General features: G+C 65.4%; 10 protein-coding genes and 1 pseudogene. All 11 read right to left on the minus strand.

From position 1 onward, the window contains the following. A partial coding sequence (locus tag WBF82_RS18860; protein ID WP_424384470.1) for an amidohydrolase family protein occupies positions 1–1,031 on the minus strand: 1,031 nt, incomplete at its 3' end. Positions 1,032–1,112: 81 nt separating this feature from the next. After that, complete coding sequence (locus tag WBF82_RS18865; protein ID WP_424384471.1) at positions 1,113–2,513, minus strand: MmgE/PrpD family protein; 1,401 nt, start codon at positions 2,511–2,513, stop codon at positions 1,113–1,115. Beyond that, positions 2,510–3,004, minus strand: a complete 495-nt coding sequence (locus tag WBF82_RS18870; protein WP_424384472.1) for an NUDIX hydrolase — start codon at positions 3,002–3,004, stop codon at positions 2,510–2,512. Before WBF82_RS18870 ends, WBF82_RS18865 begins: the two co-directional genes overlap by 4 nt. A gap of 2 nt (positions 3,005–3,006) precedes the next feature. Continuing rightward, entirely contained in the window at positions 3,007–4,077 is a 1,071-nt protein-coding gene (locus WBF82_RS18875) for an amidohydrolase family protein (protein ID WP_424384473.1), read from the minus strand. Between the two features lie 8 nt (positions 4,078–4,085). Next, a complete protein-coding gene (ffh, locus tag WBF82_RS18880) occupies positions 4,086–5,663 on the minus strand; it encodes a signal recognition particle protein (protein WP_424384474.1) in 1,578 nt (525 codons plus the stop codon). Positions 5,664–5,745: 82 nt separating this feature from the next. Next, a complete protein-coding gene (locus WBF82_RS18885) occupies positions 5,746–6,486 on the minus strand; it encodes a hypothetical protein (protein WP_424384475.1) in 741 nt (246 codons plus the stop codon). A 28-nt stretch (positions 6,487–6,514) separates the two neighbouring features. Continuing rightward, entirely contained in the window at positions 6,515–6,823 is a 309-nt protein-coding gene (locus tag WBF82_RS18890) for a hypothetical protein (RefSeq protein ID WP_424384476.1), read from the minus strand. 394 nt (positions 6,824–7,217) lie between these two features. Beyond that, positions 7,218–9,683 carry a [protein-PII] uridylyltransferase gene (locus tag WBF82_RS18895; protein ID WP_424384477.1) on the minus strand — a complete coding sequence of 822 codons (2,466 nt, stop codon included), beginning with the start codon at positions 9,681–9,683 and terminating at the stop codon, positions 7,218–7,220. Between the two features lie 51 nt (positions 9,684–9,734). Then, the gene (locus WBF82_RS18900) at positions 9,735–10,073 is read right to left on the minus strand and encodes a P-II family nitrogen regulator (protein WP_219067167.1); all 339 of its coding nucleotides are present in this window, start codon (positions 10,071–10,073) and stop codon (positions 9,735–9,737) included. After that, complete coding sequence (locus tag WBF82_RS18905) at positions 10,012–11,451, minus strand: ammonium transporter (RefSeq protein ID WP_424384478.1); 1,440 nt, start codon at positions 11,449–11,451, stop codon at positions 10,012–10,014. Before WBF82_RS18905 ends, WBF82_RS18900 begins: the two co-directional genes overlap by 62 nt. Positions 11,452–11,672: 221 nt before the next feature. After that, positions 11,673–12,129: pseudogene (locus WBF82_RS18910) on the minus strand (signal recognition particle-docking protein FtsY); the annotation flags it as partial.

Genomic DNA, 12,129 nt, shown 5'->3' on the forward strand with positions numbered 1-12,129 from the left:
TCCAGCTGATCACGCAGATGCAGCGCCGCTGTGCCCGCGCCGAACTCCTCGAAGACCGGCAAGTCGATTCCATCGGAGTACAACTCGAACGGGACCGGCAGATGCTGAAAGCGCACCTGAGAGCCCAGCAGGAAGTTGAGCAGCCGGGTGCCGATTCCGAACACATGCACGGCCAACGGCATCGACTTCGCATCGGCCGATACCAGAAGGCTCATGCGAACGCTCTTACGACGACCGAACATTGGGCTGCTGGACAGGAAGAATAGTAGACCCGACTCGGCTTTGGCCACGTTGGGGGCGCTCTGCAGGATCCTGCCCCGCTTGCGCAACACCTTGATCAGCTTGCGTCGTTCGCGCCAGGTGGCGAATGTGGATGGGAGCGCGCGGGAACGGAAGCGGTCGCCGTCGAGCTTGTCGATAGCAGCGTCCATCCCGGACATGCCGAGCATTCCGGCCTCCAGCGCCTGGTCGAGCAATGCCGCCATGCGATCGAGTTCGGCGTCGGTGGGTCGGACGTCCTTGTCTGTGGCGCGGTCAAGGCCCAGCACAGCTGTCCGTAGATCCGAATGACCCAGCAGCGAGCCCACATTGGGACCGAGCGGCAGGCTGTCGATCTTCTCAACGTATTCCGCGGGTGTCGACCAGGTCTTGTTCGCTTCTAGCGCGCCCAAAACGAACTTGCGAGGCACCGCCTCGACCCGACTGAACAGATCGGCGGCGTCGTCGGCGCCGGCGTAGACCGTCGACAGCGAGCACATGCCGAGCAACACCGTGGTGACACCGTGGCGCACCGACTCGCGCAGTCCGGGATCGAGCAGCACCTCGGCGTCGTAGTGGGTGTGCACGTCGACGAAACCGGGCGTGACCCACTTGCCTTTCGCGTCGATCACCTCGGGGCAGCCGGTCTCGTCCAGCGGGCCGGCGGACACCTCAGCAACGACGCCGTCGCGAATGCCCAATGTGCGGGTCAGCGGTGCGCTGCCAGTGCCGTCGAACCACAAGCCGTCGCGAATGATCACGTCGTAGGTCATGTGCGCCACTCCTCCACATCGCTGGGTTGCAGCGAACCTAACATAGATAGTGAGCACTCGCAATCTTTTTGTGGACTGCTGTCACAACCGTCCCCGGGTTCGGGCCCGCTGCCGCTCCGGGCTGACCGCACCGAGCAGCCTGCCGAGCTCGGCGATCGGGATGTCGTCGAGGCGCCGCACCGCGTCGATGATTTCGGCTCGCAGCGCCGCGTCGGCAAACGGCTCGCCCAGCCAGTGCAGCTTTTCCGCGACCCGGTCCCACGACATCGGTCGGGTAGGTGATCCTTCGAAGTCGGACTGCGCGCGGTGCAGTTCCCGGCCGTCGTTGAGAACGATGCGCACGCGGGCCTCCGTGCGTTCGGGGTAGGACGCGGTCAGGTCGGGCGCGGTGTTGACCTGCACCCGCGCTAACAGCTCCTGCACGTCGCCGCGGCGCACGCGTTCGGTCTCGAGTTGCTCGGGGCCGACCTGACCGTCCAGCAGTGCGACGCCGACGAGGTATTTGAGGTTGTAGTCCGCCTGCTCCTTGGTCGACGGGTGGTCCTTGTTGCCGTACTGGCCACCGCCGGCGATGTCGTACGCGCCCTCAAAGACCTCGAGCGTCACGCTCGCGATGTCCGCGCCGGTAATGCCGTGCTCGTCGCGAAGCGCCAGCGTCGCGTCGATGGCTACCTGACCGTGAATCAAGGCGCAGTACTGCTTGAGGTAGGTCTGTTCGACGGCAGCCAGCGACCGGTCGGATGGGCGCAAGTCGATCGGCTGGTCGAATAAGCGCTCTAGGCCATTGGGTCCTTCGAAAAGCGCTCTGGGACCGGTGATTCCGCGGCCAGCAAGCATTGTGGCATACACGGCCCGCATCCCGGTAATGGCCGGCGAGATGCCTTTCCAGTTGGAAACGGGCTCCGCGTGCACGGCGGCGAGCGAAACGTTGTCCGCGGCGGAGGCGGCGATGGCGTCGCCGGTCTGAGCGACGTCGAGCCCGAGCAGCTTGGCCGAGCCCGCGGCCGCCGACATGGCCAGTTGCAGCGCGTGGTTGAGGCCACTTCCCATAACGGGAACCGTTGCACTGAACCGACATTGGATCTCGTAGGCAATCGCGAGAGCCAGCAGAAAGTCTGCTCCGCTCGCATCGACATGCTCGGCGACGGCGAGGACTGTCCCGAAGTTGTCGGCCGGATGACACAAACCGCCGGGCGTCAGATAGGTGTCGAGCAGATCGGGGTAGCGCACCAGCACCGCGTTGAAGAAGGCGGCCTGATCGACCGACGCGCGTCCACCGCCGATGAACGTTGCTGTCGGATGGCTGCTGAACTGTACCGCGTGGGCGCGGATGTCGGGGATCGCTTCTCCGTCGAGGGCGCCGAGCGCGCACGCAATGCTGTCGAGAACGTTGCGTTTCAGCGTCGGCACGACGTGACCGTCCAGATCAGACTGGTCTGCCCTCACGACGAACTCCGCCAATTCGTCGATCGTGTGCGTCACGGCCGGTCCATTTCTCGGATGGTGTCGAAAACCGTTGGAGCACTGAGGTCGTCATCACTCGCCGCGTCGACCCGGCGCCGCATGTCAGCGGACATCTCCGGCAGCCCGGCGAGATCAACCCAGCGGGCCTCGAGGCTTTCATCGTCAGCGGGGTACGGCTCGCCGCTCACCCAGTCCATCCGGAACACGAGATCCAGGTATTGAGCATGATCGCCGTTGGCATGAACGATCGGGCGGGATACCGACACCAAGGCCAATCGTCGCGCAACCACGTGAATGCCGGTTTCTTCCAACACTTCTCGGACGGCACAGTCCGCCGGATTCTCGCCAGGTTCGACAATGCCGGTGACGGGGGTCCAGGCCAGGTTATCCGACCGTTTGATCAGCAGAACCTGCTGATCGCGGATGACCACAGCGGTGGCACCCGGCAACCACAACGGCACCTGCCCGATGTGCCGACGAAGCTCGACGACGAATTCGGGGATCGGCATGATCAGAACGCTTGTCCACGCAGGATGACTAGATCGGGGCGATTCAGCACCGCTGGGCCCTGGCGTGGATCGTCGTTGTAGCACAACAGGTCTGCGGAAGCGCCGTGGTCCAATCCCGGTCGGCCCAGCCAACGACGTGCATCCCAGCATGCCGCGCCCAAGGCTTCGCCCGGGCTCATCCCGATGCCCTTGAGCGCTTCGATCTCGTCGGCGATCCGCCCGTGGGCGACCATGCTTCCGGCGTCGGTGCCGGCATACACCGGGATTCCGGCATCCCGGGCTGCCGCCATCCGCGGATAGCACTTCGCATGCAGGTCGCGCATATGCGCGGCGTATTTCGGGTAGCGGCTAGCGGAATCGGCGATGCCGGGGAAGTTTTCGATGTTGATCAGCGTGGGCACCAAGGCGGTGGCGTGCTCGACCATCAACTCAATGATGTCGTCGGTGAGCCCGGTGCCGTGTTCGATGCAATCGATCCCTGCGTTGATCAGCCCGGGCATCGCATCCGCGCCGAAGACATGGGCGGTGACCCGTGCGCCGTGCTCATGCGCAATCCCGATCGCCGTCGTGAGCACTTCGTCGGACCACAGCGGGGCCAAATCGCCTACCTCGCGGTCGATCCAGTCCCCGACCAGCTTCACCCAGCCGTCGCCGCGGCGGGCCTGCTCGGCCACCAAGTCCGGCAGCTGCGACTCGTCTTCGATGTCGATCGCCAACCCGGGCGAATACCGCTTGGGTTTGGCCAGATGCCGTCCCGCGCGGATGATGCGCGGCAGATCGTCGCGGTCATCGAGACTGCGGGTGTCGGTCGGCGAGCCGCAGTCACGCAAGAGCAGCGCGCCCGCCTCGCGCTCGGTCTCGGCCTGGGCGATCGCTTCGTCGATCTCGATCGGGCCGCCGTGCTCCCCCAAGCCGACGTGGCAATGGGCGTCGACCAAACCGGGCAGAATCCAGCCACCGTCGAAAACCGTGTCCGCGCCGGAGACCCGTTCACGGCTGATCCGGCCGTCGACGATCCACAGCTCGACGGGTTCCTCGTTGGGCAAGCCCACCCCGCGCACGTGCAGACGCACGGCTGCGGCTACTTCTTGCCCGGGAAGTTCAGCTTGGACAGATCGAAGTCGGCCAGACCGGGGGGCAGCTCGTCCAGACCCTCCGGCATGTTCGACAGGTCGGGGAATCCGGCCGGCATGCCAGGCATTCCCGCGCCCAGCGGGCCGCGGGCCCTGGACGGTGTCGGGCCGCGCTTCTTGCCCTTCTTGCCCTTGCCGCCCTTGGCTTTCGCGCTCTTTCGGGTCGCCGACTTTCGTCCCAAGCCGGGGATGCCCATGCTGCCCACCATCGAAGACATCATCTTGCGGGCCTCGAAGAACCGGTCGACCAGGTTATTGACCTCCGACACCGTGACACCTGAGCCGTTGGCGATGCGCAGTCGTCGCGAGGCATTGATGATCTTCGGATCGGCGCGCTCCTGCGGCGTCATGCCGCGGATGATCGCCTGCAGCCGGTCGAGTTGTTTGTCGTCGACAGCGGCCAGCGCCTCTTTCATCTGGCCTGCGCCGGGCAGCATCCCCAGCAGATTGCCGATCGGGCCCATCTTGCGGATCGCCAGCATCTGCTCGAGGAAATCCTCCAGCGTCAGCTCGCCGGACCCGATCTTGGCGGCGGCGGCTTCAGCTTGTTGCGCATCGAAGACCTGCTCGGCCTGCTCGATGAGGCTCAGCACATCGCCCATGCCAAGGATGCGGCCGGCCATCCGGTCCGGATGGAAGACGTCGAAATCCTCCAGCTTCTCGCCGGCCGACGCGAAAAGAATTGGCACACCGGTGACTTCGCGAACCGACAACGCGGCTCCGCCGCGCGCGTCGCCGTCGAGCTTGGTCAGCACCACGCCGGTGAAGCCCACACCCTCGCGGAATGCCTCGGCGGTGGTCACCGCGTCCTGGCGGATCATGGCGTCGAGGACGAACAAGACCTCGTCGGGGTCAACGGCATTGCGGATCGCCGCGGCCTGAGACATCAGCTCGTCGTCGATGCCAAGCCGCCCTGCGGTGTCGACGATCACGACGTCGAAATGCTTGGCGCGGGCCTCCGCGAGTCCGGCCGAGGCGACAGCGACCGGATCACCGGGACCGGCTTGCTGCGCCGCGTCGAAGTCGGCCGACGTGCCCGGGTGTGGCGCGAAGACCGTGACACCGGCCCGCTCCCCCACGATGCGCAGCTGGTTGACGGCGCCCGGGCGCTGTAGGTCGCACGCCACCAGCAGCGGGGTATGCCCTTGGCCGCGCAACCACAACGCGAGTTTGCCGGCCAGCGTGGTTTTACCGGAGCCCTGCAGACCGGCCAGCATCACCACGGTCGGCGGCGTCTTCGCGAACGCCAGCAGGCGGGTCTGCCCGCCCAGGATGCCGATGAGCTCCTCGTTGACGATCTTGACGACCTGCTGCGCCGGGTTGAGGGCACCCGACACCTCGGCGCCCTTGGCGCGCTCTTTGATGCGGCCGACGAACTCCCGCACCACCGGCAGCGAGACGTCGGCTTCCAGCAGCGCCAGCCGAATTTCGCGCGAAGTGGTGTCGATGTCGGCGTCGGTCAGCCGGCCCTTGCCGCGCAGCCCTTGCAGGGCGCCGGTCAGCCGATCGGACAGCGATTCAAACACGCCGCCCAGCCTAGCGGGGCGACGATGCGCGCCGCGTAAGCGGCGGGCTGAGGAGGCCGGCCATCAGAGTCCGTAGCCTCGGTCAGTTGTCGTTGCGGGGCAGCGTCGCTCTCTTGCTGTCTTTGAACCACGCCACTTTGGCGTGCCAGGAGCGTGCGGATCCGTAGGCGAAACCGATCGCGCCCAGACATGCGCACAACCAGACGGGAAGGGTGATATCGATGCCGGCCTCGGCGGTGCTCACCTGTATGACGGTCGCTGCCACACCAAACGCGGCAGAGATCAAGTACAGGTCCGCTGTCGCCGTCGAGCGGGGATCCTTTCGTACGATCAGCATTACCCTGCCCGCGTAGCCGAACAAATAGACGAGCAGGATTCCCAGCACAATCCAGTAGGCGCCAAACCAGACGGTGCTGACGTGGGCCGGGAACAGGTCGGGGTGATAGCCCTCATCGGCGATGATGAACACCGCGACCAATACAGGGATGCCGACCCACAACGGCATTGCGACGTGGCGGCGGAAGAGCCTGCGCCAGTCGCGTTCGTCGCCTAGCCGGGCCAAACCGTGATCGATGATCGCCGTCGCAGCAACGATCAGGCAGATGTGGCCGAACAGATCCTCGACATTCCATCGGTGGAAGATGTGGTGCAGGGGTGGTCCGAGGGTGGCCGATACCCACGGCGACATGAGCAGCACGGCGCAACCTTGCAGGGCGATGTTGAGGCTTGCGTCGGCTTCCCAGCGCGAGCGCCAGGTATCCCGGCGGACCCACAAGCTATAGAAGACGGCAACCAGCGTGACGATGATGAGTGCGGACATCATGCTCGCAACCGGTTCCTCTCCTAGGCCGTCAGACCGGCGGTTTGCTGGGGTCGGGGCGGAGGTCGCGCAGCCTGGGGAGCGCGCGAGTTGACGCCAGGTATTCGGTGACCGTCTCAGGCTGGATGAGCCCGAAGCGGACCAGCAAGTCAATCGGGTTCAACCCCAGGTACTCGCCCGCTCTGATCAAGTTATCGGCGGAGATCAACCTACCCTCGCGCGCCGCCTTGTAGTACGCCGATTTGCGGTAGCCGAACGCCTCATACACCTCGGTGGCGGCAAGGGGTCGGCCCACAAGGTACGGCAACACCACTGCGGGATCCTTATCGCAGTCGTCCATGAGTAGACAGTATCTCGGCTCGGTGAACCTGCTGCAACAATGCGAGACTAACTTCTCCGATTAACCACAAAAGTCTACTTTTGTGGACTATGGTCTCGGTATGGAGTCGCGCAAGTTAGTGCAGCGGGCAATCATCGCAGGTGCAGCGGTGTTGGCGATTGTGAGCGGCGTTGGCGGTGCCGACTTGCTCGGTCAAGCCCACGCTGACAATCCGGATTGCGTCGCCAGCGCGGTGGACTCGTGCCCGCGCCTGGCAGACGCGCCTAAGCCCGACAACCCCCGTCCGCCCCGCGTTCGGACTTTTTGCCAGGGAGCGGGCATGGCGGGACAGCACTGCTTCCAACGGCTGGTTCCCTGATTCCGCAGAACTGATCAGCCAGCTGTGACGCCCAGATCATGCCGGCGCGGCTGTGCCCAACACGGCGAGCACGTCGTGCTCGATCGCGGCTCGCATTTCCGAAGTGGCCTCGGATGCCCCGGACGGCGGCACGACGCAGAAGACGTCGTCGACCATCGATCCTCGCGTGGTGACTTTCGCCCATTCGATGTCAACTCCGGCGTGCTCGAGTGCACCAGCGAGTCGCGCAAGCAAGCCGGCACGGTCGGTGGCGCGGACTTCAAAGATCAGTCGGCCGGGGGCATCGTCCAACCACAGGATCCGCGGCGGGGCGGTCGCCTGGTGAACCGGGATCGCGGTCGGCGCTTCGCGAACGGGGACACGAGGGGGTTCCCGGTCGCGCTTTGCGAGCGTGGCCAACACGTCGACCTCGCCGCCCAGCGCGCCGACCAGCTGCTGACGCAGCAACCCTGCGGCGGGTGGGGCACCGAAGTGCGGTGAGACCACGAATTCACTGATCGCCGCACCCTCGTGAATGTTCACCGACGCCGAATGCACGCGTAACGAGTTCATCGCCAGCACACCTGCGGATTTGGACAGCAGCCCACGCTGGTCCGGGGCGATCACCACCGCGTGGTAGAGGCGCTGGCTGCTGCCGGGCCGCAGCTCGACATGTACCTTTCCGTCGGCGGCCAGCGAAAGATATTCAGGATCAAGAGGATCGGCGTGAGGCAACGGCTCGCCGGCGATCACCATCCGGCAGCGGCGTACCAAATCGCGGACCAGCGATGCTTTCCAATCACTCCACACGCCGGGCCCGGTCGCCAAGGAGTCGGCTTCGGTCAGCGCATGCAGCACGTCAAGCACTATCGGATTTCCATCCAACGCCTCGCAGACATTGGCGATGGTCTGCGGGTCGTTGAGGTCTTGGCGGGTCGCAACTTTCGCCAACAGCAAGTGGTGACGCACGAGCGTGGTAAGGGTCTCGACGTCAGCAGGCCACATCCCCAGTCTGGTGCCGATTTCTCCTGCCAACTCGGCGCCGACCGCGCTGTGATCGACACCTCGCCCCTTTCCGATGTCGTGCAGTAGCGCAGACAGAAGCAGCAGATCTGGACGCGCGACCCGGGTGGTGAAAATCCTTGCCCGCGAAACGGCCTCGGCCAGATGGCGATCCACCGTCCAGATATGGACGACGTCGCGGGGCGGAAGGTCGCGGATCGCAGCCCATTCCGGAAAAAGACGCACCCACAACCCGGTCCGGTCCAGCGTTTCGATTACCGCGATCGTGTCCGGGCCGGCGCCTAACAGGACCAGCAGGTGGTCCAACGCCTCGCGCGGCCATGGCGTCGGCAGATCGGCTGCGGTGTCGGCCAACCGGCTCAGCGTGGACACGGCAATGGGCAGTCCGGTGACCGCGGACGCCGCCGCCACCCGCAGCAGCAGCATGGGATCGTTTTGCGGTCGGGCGTCGCGCGCCAGCACGATCTCCCCGGCGTACTCGACCACTCCCTCGTCGAGCGGTCGACGGGGCCGTCGCCGCATAGCCGAAATCCCCCGCCGCGGTAGCGCATTGGCGGCAGTCCGAAGCCCGGCGTCGACACGGTAGCTGATGGTGCGGCCCACGTCGGACAGTGTTCGCGAGAGGTCGAATCTGTCGCCGATGTGCAGCGCGGCGCTGATCTCGTCGGCGAACTGCGCCAACAGCAGATCATGCCCGCGACCGGAAACCCGGTGAAGTTCGGTGCGGACGTCGAGCAGGGTGAGGTGGGCCCTTTTTGTCGGGCTCAACGAATCCGGCGAGCTTTCCGGCCTTTCCGCGGTCAGCCGGTCGGCGAGGTGGGCGATGGCCAGCGCGTCGAGCAATTGGACATCACGCAAGCCGCCACGGCCCAATTTCAGGTCGGGCTCGGCCCGGTGAGCGATCTCCCCGATGCGCCGCCACCGGGCATGCGTCTCGTCAACGAGTTCGCCAAACAGCGACTGGATTCCGGTGCGCCACTGCCGCCGCACCCCCTCGATCAGCCGGGCCGACAGCGGTTCGTCGCCGGCGATGTGCCGCGCATCCAGCATGGCCACGCCGGCGGACACGTCCGCGCCGGCGACCCGTAACGTCTCGGCGACCGTCCGCACGCTGTGGTCAAGCCGAATGTTCGTGTCCCACAACGGGTACCACAGTTGATCCGCGATCTCTCGCAGGGTTTCGGTGGGCATACCGTCGTGCAACAGCAGCAGATCAAGGTCAGAGTAGGGCACCAGCTCGCGTCGGCCCAACGAACCGGTCGCAACGATCGAGAAACCGCTGTCGGCGGTGATACCGATTTCGGTGGCCTTCGCGGTCAACCAGGACTCATGCAGATCTGTCCACGCTTGGCGCAAGGCGGCCGAATCAAGTTCACTCGGTGCGCGGGCGAGAAGGTTTTCCCGGTCAGCGGGTAGATCGGTGGCCGGGCTGGCGGTGCCGCCTACCGCGGCAGCCGCCGGTCGAATCGGATCGGGTGGCTCTGGTCCGCGCTGTGTCATTCCCGTCCAGATCGGATCGGCTACTCCGGAGGAGTCGTCATAGGGCGTGTATTAGATTGCGTCGGCGCCGCGTTCACCGGTGCGCACCCGCACCACCGTTTCAACGGCGCTGACCCACACTTTGCCGTCGCCAATCTTACCGGTGCGTGCGGCCCGCACGATGCTGTCCAGGACCTTGTCGGCGTCATAGTCTTCGACCAAGACCTCGATGCGCACCTTCGGCACGAAGTCCACGGAGTATTCAGCACCCCGGTAAACCTCGGTGTGGCCCTTCTGGCGGCCGTACCCCTGAACCTCGCTGACCGTCATCCCCAGGATCCCCACCTGCTCAAGGCTGGCTTTGATGTCCTCGAGCGTGAACGGCTTCACGATCGCGGTAATCAGCTTCATTTCCTTTTCCCTCTTCAGCCGAATGGACAAACGAACTGCTGCCGACAACCGCGAGGTCGTAGCCGCTCTCTGCGTGCTCAGCCTCGTCGATACCTGTGGCTTCGTCTTCGGCGGTAAGACGCAGCCCGATCGTGTACTTGAGTAACAGAGCAACGATAAGGGTGCCGATGCCCGAATACGCAAGGACACTCCCGGCGCCGATGGTCTGGCGGATCAGCTGAGCGAAGCCGCCGCCGTAGAACAACCCCGCCGACGTGTGACCGCCACCGCCGGCAATCGCGATGGTCTGCGGCGCAGCCAGCAGCCCCACCAGCAGCGTTCCCACGATCCCGCCGACCAGGTGAACCCCGACCACGTCGAGTGAGTCGTCGAATCCGAGCTTGAACTTGAGACCGACCGCCAGCGCACACAGCACACCGGCGGCCCCGCCGATAATCAGCGCGCCCAGCACGTTGACCGAGGAACAGGACGGCGTGATCGCGACCAGTCCGGCCACGATGCCCGAGGCCGCGCCCAGCGTCGTGGCGTGCCCGTCGCGGATTCGCTCGGTGGCCAACCAGGCCAGCATTGCCGCGGCAGTCGCCACCGTCGTCGTGATGAATGTCGACCCGGCGACGCCGTTTGAGCTGGTAGCCGAACCGGCGTTGAATCCGTACCAGCCAAACCACAGCAGACCCGCACCCAGCATCACGAACGGCACATTGTGCGGTCGCGTCGGGTTTTTCGGCCACCCCCTGCGCTTGCCCAGCACGATCGCCAACACCAGGCCCGCCATACCGGCGTTGATGTGGACCGCCGTGCCGCCCGCGAAGTCGATCGCGTGCAGCTTGTTGACGATCCAGCCGCCATGGGCTCCAGTGACCCCGTCGGCGCAAAACACCCAGTGCGCCACCGGGAAGTACACGACGGTGGCCCACAGCCCGGCGAATACCGTCCAGCTGGCGAACTTCAACCGGTCGGCTACCGCACCGGAGATGAGCGCCACCGTAATGATTGCGAACATCAGCTGGAATGCGACGAAGACGGTCTGGGGCAGTGTTCCCGCCAGCGCGATATTGGTCGCGGCTGTGCTGCCGCTGGCGGCAGCTCCATTGACGCCGATAAGACCCTTCAGGCCAAAGTATTGGGTCGGGTTGCCTGCGACGTTGCCGACATCGTCACCGAAGGCAAGCGAGTAACCGTAAATCACCCACAGCACGGTGACGACGCCCATCGCGATGATGCTCATCATGATCATGTTGAGCACGCTCTTGACGCGAACCATCCCGCCGTAGAAGAACGCCAGGCCCGGCGTCATCAACAGCACCAACGCGGAGCTAGCCAGCATCCAGGCGGTGTCGCCGGTGTCTGGCACTCCCATCGTGGGGAATTGGTCCACTGCCCCTAACCTCCTTCGGCAAGGCCGCCTCCGACGCGGGGTTGCGACCGGTAACCCGCTGACAACGCTGTCAAGACAATGCGCAGTCCTTGTTTCGAAACGTGGCGCTGACAGGTTTCGCCCGTGTTACATCATGCTCACAGCGGCGATCGCAAGCGGCGGCGAAGCCGGGCGCAGCGGGTCGCCGCCATGCTCACAGCGGCGATCGCAAGCGGCGGCGATCAGCCCAACAGTGCGTCGACGAAGGCGGCTGGTTCGAAGGGCGCAAGGTCGTCGGGCCCCTCCCCGAGGCCGACCAGTTTCACCGGGACCCCCAGTTCCTGCTGGACCCGGAAGACGATGCCACCTTTGGCCGTGCCATCCAGCTTGGTCAGCACCGCGCCAGTGATCTCGACGACCTCGGCAAACACCCGCGCCTGCGCCAGCCCGTTTTGCCCGATCGTGGCGTCGAGCACCAGCAGCACCTCGTCGACCGCCGCGCGCCGGGTCACCACACGTTTGACCTTTCCGAGTTCGTCCATCAGCCCGGTTTTGGTGTGCAGCCGCCCGGCGGTGTCGATCACCACGACGTCAGCGCCCGCGGCAATGCCCTTGTCGACGGCGTCGAACGCCACCGACGCCGGGTCTGCGCCCTCGGCTCCGCGCACCACGTCGGCGCCCACCCGCGAAGCCCAGGCC

It is taken from the genome of Mycobacterium sp., assembly GCF_049673265.1.
GTDB lineage: Bacteria > Actinomycetota > Actinomycetes > Mycobacteriales > Mycobacteriaceae > Mycobacterium.